The organism is Burkholderia sp. AU39826, assembly GCF_020419965.1.
GTDB lineage: Bacteria > Pseudomonadota > Gammaproteobacteria > Burkholderiales > Burkholderiaceae > Burkholderia > Burkholderia semiarida.
The window spans coordinates 831,969-846,270 of record NZ_JAIZQG010000001.1 but is presented as its reverse complement, the minus strand read 5'-3'; the positions used below and the strand labels follow the sequence as shown (position 1 = coordinate 846,270).

Below are 14,302 nucleotides of genomic sequence, written 5' to 3'. Positions count from 1 at the left end.
TCAGCCGCGAAACGCGGACGGCACGCCGCGGCGCAGGCGCGCTTCGAGTGCGTCGAGCGCCCGGTTGATCAGCAGGCCGACCGCGCCGACCACGACGACGGCCGCCATCACGAGATCGAGCTGGAACAGTTGCCGCCCGTACACGATCAGGTAGCCGAGCCCTTCGGACGACGCGACGAGTTCGACCACGACGAGCGCGAGCCACGACTTCGTGAACGCGAGCCGCACGCCGGTCGCGAGCGTCGGGATCGCGGCCGGCAGCACGACGTGGACGATGCGTTGCCGGCGCGTGTAGCCGAACCCGCGCGCGACTTCGTCGAGGGCGGGCGGCGTCTGGCGAAACCCTTGCAGCGTGCTCAGCGTGACGGGGACGAGCGCCGCATGCGCGATCAGCAGGTACTTCAGCGGCTCGCCGACGCCGACGAGCAGCAGCAGGAACGGCAGCCAGCCGAGCACCGGGATCTGCACGAGCGCGTTGAAGCTCGGCAGCACGTAGGCTTCCAGCGTGCGCGACAGCCCGAGCGCGACGCCGATCGACACGCCGAGCAGCGTGCCGGCCGCGAAGCCGACGAGCACGCGTTGCAGGCTGATCAGCGTGTGGCGCACGAGATCGCCGTTCGACGCGAGCTCGGCCAGCGTGTCGACCACGCGTTCGGGCGGCGGCAGGATTTGCGGCGCGATCCAGCCGCGCGCGCTGCCCACGCTCCACAGCGCGAACAGCAGCGCGGGCAGCACCCACGGCGCGAGCCGCCACGCGAGCCGTTCCAGCGCGGCCGCGCGGCGCGGCGGCACGGCGAGCGTGCGCGACTCGGACGACGGGACGGGAAACGCGGTGTCGCTCATCGGGGTCGATCCGGTCAGGAGAGAGGCTTGCCGGCCGCGTCATAGCGCGGCCAGTAGTTTTCGAGCTTGAGCGTGCGCAAGGCATGGTCGAGATACTTCGGCTCGAACCAGCCGTCGACGTCGACCGGCTGACGGATCAGCTTCAGGTTCAGCGCATCCTGCGCGACGGCCTTGTAGCGCGCGACGACGAACGGGTCGATCAGCGGGGACAGGCGGTCCTTCAGGCGCTGGTTCGCATAGTCGGCCTGCCACGACGTGTACGGCACGCCGCTCTTCGCCCACAGCTTGAACAGCGCATCGCGGTTCGCCTCGTCGGACGACCATTGCGCGCCCTTCACGAACGCGGTGACGACGCGCTGCACGATGTCCGGGTGCGCGCGTTCGAAATCGTCGAGTACGAGCAGGTGGGTCTGGCGCGTCAACTGCGGGCCGTCGTTCTGCGATTCGTAGATGATTTTCGCGAGGCCCGCGTCGCGCAGCTTGTAGAGCCCGTAATCGCCGACCGACGCGTCGATGCCCTTCGACGCGAGCGCGGCGAGCGAACTGGCGGCGTCGAGATTGATCACGCGCAGGTCGCGTTCGCCGAGGCCGTTCTTCGCGAGCGCGTTGTCGGCGACGAGCTGCAGGTTGGTGCCGCGGAAGATCGACACGCGGCGGTCCTTCAGGTCCTTGATCGAGCGGATCGTGGAGTCGGGCGGCACCGCGATCTTGATGCCCGAGCGCACGCTCGCGGCGAGCAGCAGGCGCGTCTTGATCCCGTTCGAGCGCGCGAGCACGGCGGGCAGGTCGCCCTGGTACGCGAAGTCGAGCGCCTTGTTGGCGATCGCCTCGTTGACGGCCGGCCCCGCGCCCTTGAAGAACAGCCATTCGACCTTGATGCCGTCGGCGGCGAATTCCTTTTCGACGAGCTGCTGCAACTGCACCGTCGCGGCGCTCGATCCGCCGAACGTCGGTGGGTCGCCGGCGCCCTGCTGGGCGACGCCGATGCGGAGAATGGCGGGCTTGTCCGCGTGCGCGGCGGCGGCCGGCAACGCAACGAGGGACGCGATCAGCAGTGATCGCAGCAGGCGCAGTGGAAGCATGAATCGATGGATCCGGAACGTTGGGGAACGAGGCCGGGCCGCAGCCCGTCGGGTCATTCTCGATGACGCCCGGAGGCCGGACAAGCAACGATTTGAACTATGCTTATCGCCGCGCGGGGGATCGCGGGAGGGACCGAGCGCGCTGCAGCAGCACGAGCAGCGCGATCGACGTGATGGCGGGCGGGACGCGTGGCGCGCCGTGTTGCATCGGGCCGTGCCGGCCGCGGGCGAGCGCTGCACGTTCAACCAGTCGGGGCCGACGTTGCTGATCGCCGCGATGCGCACGATCGTCGCGTCGACGTTCGGCGACGACGTGCCCGACCTCGATATGGCGCGCCCGCGCTGACTGCGCGTCGCGCCCCGCGCGGCGCCACTCAGGCCGACACGTTCCGGATGGCGATCGACGCGACGTCGACGCGGCGCGGCAGGATCGCGTCCGCCGCCGCGCGATCGGCGACGCGCTGCAGCACGTCGATGTCGGCGCCGCTGAGGCTGCGCTGCGCGAGCGCGGCCCGGCGCGCGATATCGGTGGCGGCGTCGGGCGGCAGGCGCGTGAGCGACGCATAGACGCTCGCGTAGTCGGCCGGGTGCGCGAGCGCCCATTGCCCCGCCCGGGCGAGCCGCGCGAGCACGTCCGCGAGCGCCGCGCGCTTGCCGCGATCGTCGAGCGTTTCGACTGGCGACGTGAGGAACGCGAGCCCCGAATTGATGCCGCTGCCGTCGCGGACGATGCGCGCGCCGCGTCGCACCGCATGCCCGTAGTACGGATCGAACGTGGCCCAGATGCCGATCCGCTTCGCCTCGAACGCGGCGAACGCGTCGACCGGCAGGACGAAACGCACCTCGACGTCGCGCGGCGCGAGCCCATGTTCGCGCAGCGCGCCGTACAACTGGTATTGCGAGATGCTGCCGCGCGCCGACGATACGACGACGGTTTGCCCTTTCAGGTCGGCCACGGTGCGAACCGGCGAGTCCGGCTGCACGACGATGCCGAGCGACGTCGGCGAGCCGACGCGCGTCGCGACGATCCGCAGCGACGGATCGCCGAGCGCGGCCGTCAGGACGGGCAGGTCGCCGGCCGGCGCGAGATCGATCGCGCCCGCGCGCTGCGCTTCGAACAGCGGCGCGGCGCCCTGGAAGTTGGCCCAGCGGAACCGGTACGGCGTGCCGTCGAGCACGCGCGCCGCTTCGGCCAGCGCGCGCAGGCCGCCGGCCTGGTCGCCGAGGACGAGCGTGACGCCCGACAGGTCGGCGCCGGCCGCGCGGGCCGGCAGTGCGAGGCCGCCCGCGAGCGGCGCGGCGGCGAGGGCGGCAAGGCGCTGCAGCGCGCGGCGGCGCGCTGTGGCGAAAGAGTGGGTCATCGGCGGCGTGTCCTCGGTGATCCGCGCGCGGACGGCGCGGCTGCCGGGCAGGTTACGGAATCGGTTTCCGGCCGACAAACATCGAATCGTGAAATGCATATTCGTGCGGAGGGCGGCCGGTTTGGCCGGTGCGGCGGCGCTCGACCCGGCGCCCGAGCGCGCACGTCTTACGCGGCCGGCCGAATCGTCCGCAGGAATGCCCGCACGGCCGGCGCCTTTTCGAACCGCCGGTGCGCGAGCGCGAGCGCCGACATGATCGGTTTGCCGGCGATCGGCCGGTACACGACGCCCGGCAGCGACACGCAACCGGCAAGTGCATCGGGGATCACCGCGACCCAGCCGTTCACCGACACGCACGCGAGTACCGCGAGCAGCCCGCCCGGCCGCGCGGCGACGACCGGCGCGAAGCGGCCGCGGCGCGCGACTTCGAGCGTGCCGAGCGCCTGTTCGGGCACCGCGAAGCGCGCGTCGGCGAGGTCCGCCGCGCGCACGGTCGCCATCGCCGCATAACGCGAATCGGCCGGCACGGCCGCGACGAACACGTCGCGCTGAAGCGTGACGATCCGCAGGCCGCCGGGCAGTGCCAGCGGCGGGCGCACGTACGCGAGGTCGAGCCGGCCCGTGTCGAGCTGGTTCGCGACGTCGTCCATCGGCACCTCGCGCAGGTTCAGCTCGATGCGCGGGTGCGCGGCGCGGAACGCGCCGACGGTGCGCTGCAGCGTGCCCGAATAGACGGCCGACGACACGTAGCCGATCTCGATCCGGCCGAGTTCGCCGCGTTCGGCCAGCGCGGCGAGTTCGCGGCCTCGCTGCAGGTGGTCGACCGCGGCTCTCGCTTCCGCGAGATAGGCCTCGCCGGCCGCGCTGAGCGTGACGGCGCGGCGCGACCGGTGAAAGAGCCGCACGCCGAGCGCGCGCTCGGCTTCCTGGATCTGCCGCGTGAGCGCGGGCGGCGCCATGTCGAGCGCCTCGGCCGCGCGCGCGAAATGCAGGTGTTGCGCGACGCTCAGGAACGCGCGCAGATGACGGAATTCGAGCTGGTTCATGGTTGCAGTTTTCGTCAATGAAACAGCATGGAAGTATCAATGACAGGCAATACCGGGCGAGCCTAGCATACGGCTCGTTCATCCTGTTCCGGAGTGGCCGATGTCTCCGTCTTCACCGGCGTCGCGCGCAAGCGCGGCCGCCGCCCCGCGCGCCGGCACCCGTCTGCCTGCCGCCGCGACGCTCGCCGTCGCGTCCGCGACCTGTTCGCTGATCGTGCTCGACACGAACGTGGTGGCCGTCTCGCTGCCGAGCATCGCGCGCGGCTTTCACGCGAGCTTCGCCGATATCGAGTGGGTCGTCAGCGCGTACATGACCGCGTTCGCCGCGTGCCTGCTGCCGGCCGGCGGGCTCGCCGACCGCTTCGGGCGCAAGCGGATGCTTTTCGCGGGCCTCGCGCTCTTCTTCATCGCGTCGCTCGGTTGCGGTATCGCGCCGTCGGCGGGCTGGCTGATCGCCGCGCGTGCGGTGAAGGGTGGCGGCGCCGCGCTGCTGCTGACCGCGGCGCTCGCGGTGATCGCGAACCGTTTCCCGGACGGGCGCGAGCGTGCACGCGCGTGGGCGATCTGGGGCATGTGCATGGGGATCGCGACGGCCATCGCGCCGCTCGTCGGCGGCGCGATCACGCAATGGATCGGATGGCGCTGGGTGTTCCTGCTGAACTTGCCCGTCTGCCTGCTGCTGGCGGCCGGCGCGCGCGTCGCGATCGACGAATCGAACGATCCCCATGCGAAGCGCGTCGACGTGGCCGGCAGCCTGCTGTTCGGCGCGGCGCTCGCCTGCGCGATCGCGGCGCTGATCGGCGCGCCGTCGCACGGCTGGCTGTCCATCGCGACGCTGGGCCGGCTCGCGCTCGCGGCGGCGCTGCTGGCGGCGTTCGTCGGCGCGGAGCGCTGGCAGGCGCGGCCGATGATCGATCTCGCGCTGTTTCGCCAGCCGCGCTTCGTCGGCGCCGTGCTCGCGATGTTCGGTTACGCGGCGTGCGCGCAGGTGATGATGACGTTCCTGCCGCTGTACCTGCAAAACGCGTTCGGGATGTCGGCGATCGATGCAGGGCTCGGGATGCTGCCGTTCGCGTTCGCGATGATCGCCGGCCCGTCGCTCGGCGCGGCGCTCGCCGCGCGCGTGTCGTCCGGCGGCGTGCTGGCCGGCGGGCTCGCGCTGATCGGTGCGGGCAACCTCGCGACCGCGGCGCTGACGGGCGGCGGCGACTACCGGCTCGTCGCGCTCGGCATGTTCGTGACGGGGTGCGGCGCCGGCATCATGAACGGCGACACGCAGAAGGCGATCATGGCGTGCGTGCCGCCGAATCGCACGGGCATGGCGTCGGGCATCAGCACGACGACGCGCTTCTCGGCGATCGTCACGGCCGTGGGCGTGCTCGGCGCGGTGCTGGCGGCGAGTACGCATGCGCGGCTCGACGGGCTGCTGTCCGCGACGCCCGACCTGCGCGCATTCGTCGACGCGCCGTTCATGTCGAGCCTGCTGGCCGGCGACCTCGCGCAGGCGCTCGGCCGCGTGCCGCCGTCGGCTACTGGCGTGCTCGCACAGGCGGCGCCGGCCGCGTTCGCGAGCGGATTCGCCGATGCGCTGAAGGTAAGCGGCATACTGGCGCTGGTTGCGGCCGTCGTTGCGTACAAGTTGCTTACGCAACCGATGCGCGAGCGCGCGTGACGCGGACGCTTGCATGCGCAGCGCATCGTTCTGCTGTCGACGCTCGAGTCGATCGTCTCGCTGCCGGTGCGGCTCGCACTCACGCGGCGCCTGTGAGCCGGTGCGTCGTTTGACGCATCCCGTCAGCCTTTCAGTGCGTCGCGATCGACTTGCGCGTCGTGCAGCTTGCGCATGGCGTCGCGCAGTTTGGCCTGCTTGTCGGCGAGCTTGCGTTGCGCGTTGTTCGACTTCTTCGCATCGCCGAGCGTTTCGGCTTCATGGGCTCGTGCCTGTGCGTCGCGCACCTCGTCCTGCGCGTGCTGCAGATCGCGCTGCTTGTCGGCGACCTTGCGCTCGGCGCGCGCGAGCTGGCCGGCGTCCGTGCAATGGGCCTTGATCTGTTCGAGCGCGGCCTGCTGGCGCATCGCCTGATGCGTGTTGCCGAATCGCGTCGCGTTGTCGATCTGCGTCTGCAATGCACGAATGCGTGTCGCGCAATCTTGCGTATCGGCGAAGGCGCCGGTGCTCGCGAGCAGTGCGGCGGGAATGGCCAGGATAACGAGCGTTTTCTTCATGGTGGGGTTCTCGACAGGATAGCGGCCGGGTGAATCAGTGATGCGGTACGGTCGCGGCGATGTTTCGAGAACGCATTCTGACGATTCGGTACCGGGCGCGTAAATAGGACTAGTCTGACTTGAGTCCGAATAGGGAATCGCACGGACCATCCGCGCGTGCACGCGTTGAGCAGTGAATCGTTGCAGGCGCGGGCCGCGGAAGGGGAACGCCGCGTGACGCCTGCGCCGGTCAGTGCGGTTTCGTCGCGAGGCGATGGATGCGTGCCGCTTGCGCGACGCGCGCCGGGTGGGACGCGTGACCATGCGCGGCCGGTGTGCGGCGCGGGCGAGGGGTCGGCTCCGAGGAGTCGGCGACGTTCGGTGCGGTTTTCGCGGTATCCGCCTCGATCCCCGAAGCGGCGATCGCGGCGACGGCCGGCAGCGTCGCGTCGGCGTCGAGCCATGCGCGCGTCGCTTCCGCGATCAGCCCGCGCAGCCACCGCACACCTTCCACACACGATCCCGATTCGTTCCACGTCATCCGGTACACGATGTCCGGCGGTTCCGCCGGCAGCGCGACCGCGGCGAGCGGCAGCAGCTTCGCGTAGTGCCGCGCGAGCCGGTAAGTGGTGGTGAGGATCAGGTCGGCGCGCACGAGCGCATGCGCGGCGAGCTCGAAGTGCGGCAGCGTGACGGCGATGCGCCGCCGCGAACCCGGCGGCCGTCATCGCGCCGCGCCGCGCAAGCGGATGCGTCGAGCGCATCAGGCACACGACGCGGTCGTCGAACAGGTCGTCCTGACGGAAGCGCGACCGGCGCGCGGGCCGGTTGTCGATCACGACGTCGAGCTCGCCGTCGGCCAGCGCGCGCTCGTCGTCGAACCCGTCGCCGAGCGGATGAAACACCAGTTGCGCGTTCGGCGCACGCTCGCGAAACAGCGCGACGAGTTTCGGCACGAACAGCACGTTCAGGTAGTCGGGGCAGCCGATCCGGTAGGTGCGCACCGACGTGCGCGCGTCGAACGTCGGCTGCTGGATGCGGATGAAATCGATCACGCGCAGCGCGTTGCGCAGCGGCTCGATCAGTCGCGCACCGAACTCGGTCGGCACCATCCCGTAGCGGCTGCGCACCAGCAGCGGATCGCCGAGCAGCGTGCGCAGGCGCTTGAGCGCGGCGCTCGTCGCCGGCTGCGACATGTTCAGGCGTACGGCCGCACGCGACACGGTACGCTCGGTCAGCAGCACGAGCAGGATGCGCATCAGCCGCGCATCGAGCACGTCGAGCGCGCCCGAGTCGTCGGACGCGTCGCGGGGCGGCGCGGCCGGGTCTAGCGGATCGCGCATGTCGATACGCGTCCCGGCGAGGCGAGGCGGCCGCGCGACGCGGCGGCCGGCCGGCGGCCCGTCATTTCGCGAAGGTGCCCGGCCAGCCGACGATCCGCTTCGGGCGCGGCGGCGCGTAGGTGCGGACCTTCGACGTCTTCAGCTTCAGGCGCACCAGCGACTCGGCGAGCGCGACCGCGGCCGATACGCCGTCGACGACCGGCACGCCCGTGCATTCCTCGATCTGCCGGTCGAGGCCGGCCATCCCGCCGCAGCCGAGGCAGATCACTTCCGCATGATCGTCCCGCACCGCGCGCTGCGCCTCGTCGACGATCGACTCGATCGCGCGCGCCGGGTTCTCCTCGAGTTCCAGCACCGCGAGACCGCTCGCACGCACCGACGCGCAACGCGCATCGAGCCCGGCGAGCTTCAGGCGATCCTCGATCAGCGGCACCGTGCGGTCGAGCGTCGTGACGACCGAGTAGCGATGGCCGAGCAGCATCGCGACGCTCGCGGCCGCTTCGGTGATGTCGATGACGGGCGCCGTCAGCAATTCCTGCAGCCCTTCGCGGCCGTGTTCGCCGTAGCCGGCCTGGATCACCGCATCGTAAGGTTCGTCGTAGCTCATCACGCGATCCATCACGGCGATCGCCGCGAGGTAGCTCTCGAAGTTGCCTTCGACCGACTCCGCGCCGAAGCGCGGCGTGAGCCCGACGATCTCCGTGCCGGGCGACGCGGCGGCCTGCGCCTGCGCGGCGATCGCGTCGGTGATCGACTCGGTCGTGTTGACGTTGACTACCAGGATCCTCATCCGTGACTCCGTATGCGTGTGTATCAGTGTCGCGCGCAGGCAACCGCGATGTGTTCGCCCGAGCGCGCCTCGTATTGCCGCTTGCGATCGGCCAGCAGCCAGTACACGCTGCCCGCGATCGCCGCGCCGAGCAGCCACGAGAACGGCGTCATCGCGCTGAAGGCCGGTACGACGGCGAGCGTGATCGAGATCAGCGCGGACGGCACGAGCGCCGCGAGCGCGTTGCGGTTAACGCCGCGCGTGTAGAAGTAGGCGCCGGTCGGCGCTTCGGAATAGAGATCGGGCACGTTCACGCGCTGCTTGCGCACGAGCCAGTAGTCGACCGTGATGATCCCGTACAGCGGGCCGAGCAGCGCACCGAGGCCGGACAGAAAATAGACGATCACGATCGGGCTGTTGTACAGGTTCCATGGCAGGATCAGCACGGCGATCGTCGCGCTGATGAGGCCCGCGCGGCGAAACGACAGGCGGTGCGGCGCGAGGCTCGTCAGCACGAAGGCCGGCGCGACGAAGTTCGCCATGATGTTCACGGCCACCGTCACGATCAGGAACGCGAGGCAGCCGAGCACGAGGAACAGCTTGTTCGGCACCGTCGCGATGATTTCCGTCGGGCTGTGGATCACGTGGCCGTTCAGCGTGAACTGTGCGCCGGCAAGCACGAAGCTGATCGTCGCGAACACGAGGATGTTGACCGGCAGGCCCCAGAAGTTGCCGACGCGTACCGTCTTCGCGCTCGGCGACGAACGGGTGAAATCGCAGAAATTGAGCACCAGCGTGCCGTAGATCGCGAGCCACAGCGCGCCGCCCGCGAAGATTTCCGCCCACATCTTCAGGCCGGTCATCGGCTTGCCGATCGACATCGCGAGGTGGCCGCCGGTGCGGCTGAACATCCACGCGGCGAGCGACAGCGTCGTGACGAGGATCACCGGGCCGGCGAGCCCCTCGTACTTGCGGACCATCTCCATCCCGTACGTGAGGATGCCGATCTGCACGAGCCAGATCGCGACGAACGTGATCCAGCCGAGCGTCGACAGCCCGAAGATCGCATTCCGGTCGAATGCGGCGAGGCCCGGCCAGATCGCGGTAAGCAGCACGCGCAGCACGACCGACGCGAGATAGGTCTGGATGCCGAACCATGCGATCGCGATCACCGCGCGAATCATCGCGGGCAGCATCGCGCCGTAGATGCCGAAGCTCATCCGGCTGATCACCGGGAACGGCACGCCGGTTTTCTGGCCCATGTAGCCGGTGAGATTCATGAAGCAGTACACGAGCACCGCGCCGATCGCGAGCGACGCGAGCATCTGCCAGCCCGACAGGCCGAGCGCGAACAGCCCGATCGCGAACGAGTAGTTCGCGATGTTGTGCACGTCGTTGGTCCAGAGCGCGAAGATGCTGTAGCGGCCCCACGTCCGGCCTTCGGCCCGGGTCGGCGCGAGATCGGGGTTGTGCAACCGCGGGCTCGGCGCGGGCTCGAGCGCGGCCGTATCGTGTCGATGCGATGCGTCGTCCGCGCCGAGCCCGATGCTCGCGCGGTGGATGGCTTCCAGTTGCACGCCGTTGTCTCCTTCCATGTGCGGGGCGCGAAACCGGCCGCGTATGCACGCGGCGCGGGCCCGGCCGCCGTGGACGTTATGTGTCGGATTTGTTCGCGAGTATGGGCGGCAGGTACGGCGATGGGAAATTAAATATTCGGCTGGGGGGCATTCAAAAAACAAATGGAACGCGCCCGGCCGCGCCGGCCGGCGCGCGGCACGCAAATTGCGGGTCAACGGGTTCCCTTCACATCGACATCAGCGGAGGTGTCATGCAGCGATATTCATTTCGTCACGTATCGCGAGCCGTCTTCGCCGGCATCCTGATCGCGGGCCTCGCGGCAGGCGCGGGCTGCCAGAAGAAGAGCGACAACGCCGACTCGGGCGCATCGAGCGGCATGTCGGCCGCGCCTTCCACCGCGCCTTCCACCGCACCGTCGGGCATGCCCAGCAGCGGGGCGGCCGGCAGCAGCGGCGATACCGGCGCGAGCCTGCCGGGCGCGGCTTCGGCGCCGGCCGGCGCGAGCGGCGGCGGTTGACCCGCGTTCAGGCGGCAGGCGGGCGGCGCGCGAGCGTGTCGTCCACTTCCCGGCCGCTGCAGTGCCCGGCGGCAGGTGCGCCAGACGGACGGCGCGCGCAGTGGTGCGCATGAAAGATTTGCAAGGACCGTTGTAGCGATTTCCGGCCTGGCGGCGACGGCGTGACGCCGGCGTGCGTCGGCCGGCCAAGGAGGTGCGATGCAGAACGCGGAATCGAACCCTACCCCCGAAAAGCAGCGGGAACAGATCGAGAAGAGCCCGGTGAAGACGCCGGCCGCCGGCGACATGCCCGACGCGGCGACCCAGGCCGAGCAGGTCGCGCGGCGTCCGCTGACGCCGGAGGCAGTCGCCGGCAAGATGCCGACCGGCCTGCCGGAGATCGACGTCGACGCGCATGCGGTCGACAGCGGCGATCCGGTGCGTCGGGCCGCCGGCCGGATCGTCACGCTCGACAACGCGAACATGGCGATGACCGACAACACGGTCGACGTCGACGGCAAGGGCATGGAGGCGCGCACCGGCGCGTCCGAACTGCAGGACAACGTGATCTATTCGAACGCGTCGCTCGACGAAGCGGTCGCTACGCCCGACGAAGGGCTGGGCGGGATCGAGAGCCGGCCGTCCGGCAACATGCCGCAGATCGCGACGCGGCCGGGCTGGCGCGTGCGCCATGTCGGCGACGTGGATATCGCGCACGGCGACGGCACGCGTGCCGAGCACGTGATCTGCCTGGAGCGGGTGGACGACTGATAGCCGGCATTGATGCCGGCGTTTGATCCCGCGACGTTTGATCCCGCGACGTTTGATCCCGCGACGTTTGATCCCGCGACGTTTGATCCCGCGACGTTGGATCCCGGTATACGACACGCGGCGGCCGATGCAATCGCACCGGCCGCCGCGACCGTTTTCGGACCCTTGCCGCGTTACTGCGGCCCCAGCTCCTGCGCGGACGTATCGGCGTCGTTGCCCTGCGCGACGAGCACGTGGATGTCGTTCGGCGTCACGTCGCCGATGCCGCCCGACGGAATCGTCAGAAGCAGCCAGTCGGCGTTGTTGCCGATGTTGACCGGCGCGGTCTTGAGGATCGGCGACTTGCTGCCGGCCGTCGTCACGACCACCTGGTAGGTGCCGCCGTTCAGGTAGACCGAATCCTGCGTCGTTGCCGGCACGGCATTCTGGTAGGCGGCGCCCGCCATCGTCGGGCTGACCGTCGTGATGTCGGTGCCCGGCGCCACGACGTACACGTCCACGTTCTGCGCATTCGGCGACGCGTTGAAGCTGCGCACGCGCGCCTTGTCGGACAGCAGCCCCTTGTCGTACGGATCGTCGATGACGGAGATCAGCGACGTCGTGCTCGGCAGCGCGATCGTCGTGTAATGGTGACCGTTCGCCGCGCTGAACGACTGGGACGCGATGGTCGTCGTCGTGCCCGATACGTCATAGCTCGCGGTCTGATTGCCCGAATCGATGTCGTGATAGCGCGTCACGCCCTTGTAGGCGACGCCCGCCTGGTCGACCTTCGCATTCAGGTAGTAGTCGAGGTTCGGGCCGGCCGGCACCGCGTTGATGAAGCGCGCCTGCGGCTTCGAGATGCCGAGTACGGTCCCGGCGTCGTCGCCGCCGCCGCATGCCGTGAGCATGGAAATGACGGAGCACAGGGCCACTATCGTTCGTATTGATTTCATGTCGTCCTCTCGTTCAGGAAACCTGTATTGCGATGCGGGACCGCCGCGTGAAGGATCGCGCGGGGCGCAGCGCCGGTTGGAAGGAAGTTGGCTGTCCGCCGGAGGGCGGGCGCGAGGATGACGCAATCGACGTGCCCGCGGGAAGACCAGGCCCGACGGACGCAGGCGGGCGCGCACTGGCCGGGATGGCGGCGCGAGGCGCGGGCGCGTACCGCGTGAGTGGCGCGGTTGTAAAAAGGGCGTGGCGCGTGCGGTCGCTAACCGTGTGGCATAGGCAAGCACGAGTGCGCAGCCGGTCCCCATGCCCGCGGGCGGCCCGCAGCATCCCGCGTGGCGAGCGCGCCGGGCGAAATGACCTGCGAACGAAAACGATGGCCGGCGACGGCTGTAATTCTTGCCGGGTTCGACCATCGTTTAACCATTCGAAACAATGTGTTCACCGAAAGGGGCATGATCTCCGGCGATCGAGCAGGCATACTGTCGCCTATGTTGCTCAATGCGCGCCGAACGGCGTGCGCTTGCCCTCCATGTCCATTCCAGTCTCTTTTCGAACCGTGCGATGGTTGACCATTGCGGCTACTGCGTGCTTGCTCGCCGCGTGTTCGACCGCTTCCGACGTCACCACGACGTCGAACCCGAACGTATTCACCGTGACGACGCGCACGCTCGGCGTGTCGACGACATGGGCCGACGCCCACGCGAAGGCCGTCAGCGAAGCCACCAACTACTGCTCGCAGCGCGGGATGCGCGCGAGCGTGAAGCAGGAATCGCTGACCGGCGGCCGCCGCGTCGACGCGCGCTCCGAACTCGCGTTCGAGTGCCATCCGACCTTCGAGACGGCGTCTAACCCGCGCGGTTGACCGGCGGGCGGCAATGACTGCGCCGCCCGCGTTTTCCTTCCCCCGCACGGCAAACCGACCCGCGATGCCGTACCGGCATATCGCGGGCCGGCGCACGTTCGGCGTCGGCCGGGCGGGTCAGGCCGGCTGCGCCTCGTACAGCTTCACGCACGCGGAGAAGTCGAGCGTGCCGAGCCCCTGCTGGCTCATCGACTGATAGAGCTGCTGCGCGAGCGCGCCCATCCACACCGGCTGATGCGCGCCGCGTGCGGCTTCCGTCGCGAGCCCGAGATCCTTCAGCATCAGGTTCGCCGCGAAGCCGCCCGCATAGCCGCGCGCGGCCGGCGCCGTGTCGCTCACGCCGGGGTACGGGTTGTACGTGTCCGAGCTCCAGCAGCGGCCGGTCGACGTGTTGATGATGCCGGCCAGCACGGCCGGATCGATGCCGAGCGCGGCGCCGAGCGCCATCGCTTCCGCCACGCCCATCATCGAGATGCCGAGCAGCAGGTTGTTGCAGATCTTCGCGATCTGTCCGGTGCCGGTGCCGCCGCAGTGCACGACGTTCCTGCCCATGTCGAGCAGCACCGGGCGGATGCGCTCGAACAGCGCGCCGTCCGCGCCGACCATGAAGGTCAGCGTGCCGGCCTGCGCGCCGCCGGTGCCGCCCGACACGGGCGCGTCGGCGAGCGGGAGGTGGCGCCGTGCGGCGGCCTCGGCCACCGCGCGCACGGTGCCGGGGTCGATCGTGCTGCAGTCGACCAGCGTCGCGCCGGCGCGCGCGCCGGCCAGTACGCCGTCGTCGCCGAGGTAGACGGCGCGCACGTGCTGCGCGGCCGGCAGCATTGTGATGATCAACGTGCTGCGCGCGGCGGCGTCACGCGGCGACGCCGCCGCCGTCGCGCCCGCGCGCACCGCGGCGCCGACCGCGTTCGCGTCGAGGTCGAACACCGTCAGCGCGTGGCCGGCCTTGAGCAGGTTGACGGCCATCGGGCCGCCCATGTTGCCGAGTCCGATGAAGGCGATTTCCATGTCCG

15 protein-coding genes are annotated in these 14,302 nt (G+C 69.9%); 5 read left to right on the top strand and 10 right to left on the bottom strand.

Going from position 1 to position 14,302, the window contains the following annotated elements; translation table 11 throughout:
- Both LGM42_RS03735 and LGM42_RS03730 read right to left on the bottom strand, forming a co-directional pair.
- Positions 1–843, bottom strand: coding sequence for an ABC transporter permease (locus LGM42_RS03735; protein ID WP_060009457.1), 843 nt, complete (start codon positions 841–843; stop codon positions 1–3).
- A gap of 14 nt (positions 844–857) precedes the next feature.
- Positions 858–1,925: an ABC transporter substrate-binding protein gene (locus tag LGM42_RS03730; RefSeq protein WP_059582549.1), complete on the bottom strand. Its 1,068-nt coding sequence runs from the start codon at positions 1,923–1,925 to the stop codon at positions 858–860.
- Positions 1,926–2,124: 199 nt separating this feature from the next.
- Between LGM42_RS03730 and LGM42_RS03725 the strand changes: the two genes are divergently transcribed.
- Complete coding sequence (locus tag LGM42_RS03725; RefSeq protein WP_226231713.1) at positions 2,125–2,271, top strand: hypothetical protein; 147 nt, start codon at positions 2,125–2,127, stop codon at positions 2,269–2,271.
- 28 nt (positions 2,272–2,299) lie between these two features.
- Here LGM42_RS03725 and LGM42_RS03720 read toward each other — a convergent pair whose 3' ends face one another.
- Together LGM42_RS03720 and LGM42_RS03715 are read right to left on the bottom strand one after the other, a co-directional pair.
- Positions 2,300–3,286 carry an ABC transporter substrate-binding protein gene (locus tag LGM42_RS03720; RefSeq protein WP_089465776.1) on the bottom strand — a complete coding sequence of 329 codons (987 nt, stop codon included), beginning with the start codon at positions 3,284–3,286 and terminating at the stop codon, positions 2,300–2,302.
- A gap of 167 nt (positions 3,287–3,453) precedes the next feature.
- Complete coding sequence (locus LGM42_RS03715; RefSeq protein ID WP_060311164.1) at positions 3,454–4,332, bottom strand: LysR family transcriptional regulator; 879 nt, start codon at positions 4,330–4,332, stop codon at positions 3,454–3,456.
- 100 nt (positions 4,333–4,432) lie between these two features.
- Here LGM42_RS03715 and LGM42_RS03710 point away from each other — a divergent pair, with 100 nt between their 5' ends.
- On the top strand, positions 4,433–6,004 hold the full coding sequence (locus LGM42_RS03710) for an MFS transporter (RefSeq protein WP_226231593.1): 1,572 nt from the start codon (positions 4,433–4,435) through the stop codon (positions 6,002–6,004).
- Positions 6,005–6,126: 122 nt separating this feature from the next.
- Here LGM42_RS03710 and LGM42_RS03705 read toward each other — a convergent pair whose 3' ends face one another.
- From LGM42_RS03705 to LGM42_RS03685, 4 genes are all read right to left on the bottom strand, one after another.
- On the bottom strand, positions 6,127–6,558 hold the full coding sequence (locus LGM42_RS03705; RefSeq protein ID WP_226231592.1) for a DUF1090 family protein: 432 nt from the start codon (positions 6,556–6,558) through the stop codon (positions 6,127–6,129).
- Positions 6,555–7,796 carry a LysR family transcriptional regulator gene (locus LGM42_RS03700; RefSeq protein ID WP_319001432.1) on the bottom strand — a complete coding sequence of 414 codons (1,242 nt, stop codon included), beginning with the start codon at positions 7,794–7,796 and terminating at the stop codon, positions 6,555–6,557. The genes LGM42_RS03705 and LGM42_RS03700 overlap by 4 nt, the downstream gene beginning before the upstream one ends.
- A 145-nt stretch (positions 7,797–7,941) precedes the next feature.
- Positions 7,942–8,670: an aspartate/glutamate racemase family protein gene (locus LGM42_RS03690; protein WP_060311160.1), complete on the bottom strand. Its 729-nt coding sequence runs from the start codon at positions 8,668–8,670 to the stop codon at positions 7,942–7,944.
- Positions 8,671–8,693: 23 nt separating this feature from the next.
- The gene (locus tag LGM42_RS03685; RefSeq protein WP_264168082.1) at positions 8,694–10,244 is read right to left on the bottom strand and encodes an NCS1 family nucleobase:cation symporter-1; all 1,551 of its coding nucleotides are present in this window, start codon (positions 10,242–10,244) and stop codon (positions 8,694–8,696) included.
- A gap of 233 nt (positions 10,245–10,477) precedes the next feature.
- On the opposite strand from LGM42_RS03685, the gene LGM42_RS03680 reads away from it, so the two are divergent.
- Together LGM42_RS03680 and LGM42_RS03675 are read left to right on the top strand one after the other, a co-directional pair.
- The gene (locus tag LGM42_RS03680) at positions 10,478–10,744 is read left to right on the top strand and encodes a lipase chaperone (protein ID WP_059582530.1); all 267 of its coding nucleotides are present in this window, start codon (positions 10,478–10,480) and stop codon (positions 10,742–10,744) included.
- Positions 10,745–10,942: 198 nt separating this feature from the next.
- Entirely contained in the window at positions 10,943–11,494 is a 552-nt protein-coding gene (locus LGM42_RS03675; protein ID WP_226224780.1) for a DUF3005 domain-containing protein, read from the top strand.
- Positions 11,495–11,667: 173 nt separating this feature from the next.
- Here the strand turns inward: LGM42_RS03675 and LGM42_RS03670 are convergent, their stop codons facing one another.
- Positions 11,668–12,429 carry a DUF4397 domain-containing protein gene (locus LGM42_RS03670; protein ID WP_059582525.1) on the bottom strand — a complete coding sequence of 254 codons (762 nt, stop codon included), beginning with the start codon at positions 12,427–12,429 and terminating at the stop codon, positions 11,668–11,670.
- Positions 12,430–12,956: 527 nt separating this feature from the next.
- On the opposite strand from LGM42_RS03670, the gene LGM42_RS03665 reads away from it, so the two are divergent.
- On the top strand, positions 12,957–13,289 hold the full coding sequence (locus LGM42_RS03665; protein WP_060311159.1) for a hypothetical protein: 333 nt from the start codon (positions 12,957–12,959) through the stop codon (positions 13,287–13,289).
- A 117-nt stretch (positions 13,290–13,406) separates the two neighbouring features.
- Here LGM42_RS03665 and mmsB read toward each other — a convergent pair whose 3' ends face one another.
- Positions 13,407–14,297, bottom strand: a complete 891-nt coding sequence (gene mmsB / locus LGM42_RS03660) for a 3-hydroxyisobutyrate dehydrogenase (protein WP_226231590.1) — start codon at positions 14,295–14,297, stop codon at positions 13,407–13,409.
- Positions 14,298–14,302: the final 5 nt, after the last annotated feature.

What these genes read in the sequence shown, in the direction of transcription:
- LGM42_RS03735 (WP_060009457.1), bottom strand. Translation starts at nt 843, where the DNA reads ATGAGCGACACCGCGTTTCCCGTCCCGTCGTCCGAGTCGCGCACGCTC.
- LGM42_RS03730 (WP_059582549.1), bottom strand. Translation starts at nt 1,925, where the DNA reads ATGCTTCCACTGCGCCTGCTGCGATCACTGCTGATCGCGTCCCTCGTT.
- LGM42_RS03720 (WP_089465776.1), bottom strand. Translation starts at nt 3,286, where the DNA reads ATGACCCACTCTTTCGCCACAGCGCGCCGCCGCGCGCTGCAGCGCCTT.
- LGM42_RS03715 (WP_060311164.1), bottom strand. Translation starts at nt 4,332, where the DNA reads ATGAACCAGCTCGAATTCCGTCATCTGCGCGCGTTCCTGAGCGTCGCG.
- LGM42_RS03710 (WP_226231593.1), top strand. Translation starts at nt 4,433, where the DNA reads ATGTCTCCGTCTTCACCGGCGTCGCGCGCAAGCGCGGCCGCCGCCCCG.
- LGM42_RS03705 (WP_226231592.1), bottom strand. Translation starts at nt 6,558, where the DNA reads ATGAAGAAAACGCTCGTTATCCTGGCCATTCCCGCCGCACTGCTCGCG.
- LGM42_RS03700 (WP_319001432.1), bottom strand. Translation starts at nt 7,796, where the DNA reads ATGCGCATCCTGCTCGTGCTGCTGACCGAGCGTACCGTGTCGCGTGCG.
- LGM42_RS03690 (WP_060311160.1), bottom strand. Translation starts at nt 8,670, where the DNA reads ATGAGGATCCTGGTAGTCAACGTCAACACGACCGAGTCGATCACCGAC.
- LGM42_RS03685 (WP_264168082.1), bottom strand. Translation starts at nt 10,244, where the DNA reads ATGGAAGGAGACAACGGCGTGCAACTGGAAGCCATCCACCGCGCGAGC.
- LGM42_RS03680 (WP_059582530.1), top strand. Translation starts at nt 10,478, where the DNA reads ATGCAGCGATATTCATTTCGTCACGTATCGCGAGCCGTCTTCGCCGGC.
- LGM42_RS03675 (WP_226224780.1), top strand. Translation starts at nt 10,943, where the DNA reads ATGCAGAACGCGGAATCGAACCCTACCCCCGAAAAGCAGCGGGAACAG.
- LGM42_RS03670 (WP_059582525.1), bottom strand. Translation starts at nt 12,429, where the DNA reads ATGAAATCAATACGAACGATAGTGGCCCTGTGCTCCGTCATTTCCATG.
- LGM42_RS03665 (WP_060311159.1), top strand. Translation starts at nt 12,957, where the DNA reads ATGTCCATTCCAGTCTCTTTTCGAACCGTGCGATGGTTGACCATTGCG.
- mmsB (WP_226231590.1), bottom strand. Translation starts at nt 14,297, where the DNA reads ATGGAAATCGCCTTCATCGGACTCGGCAACATGGGCGGCCCGATGGCC.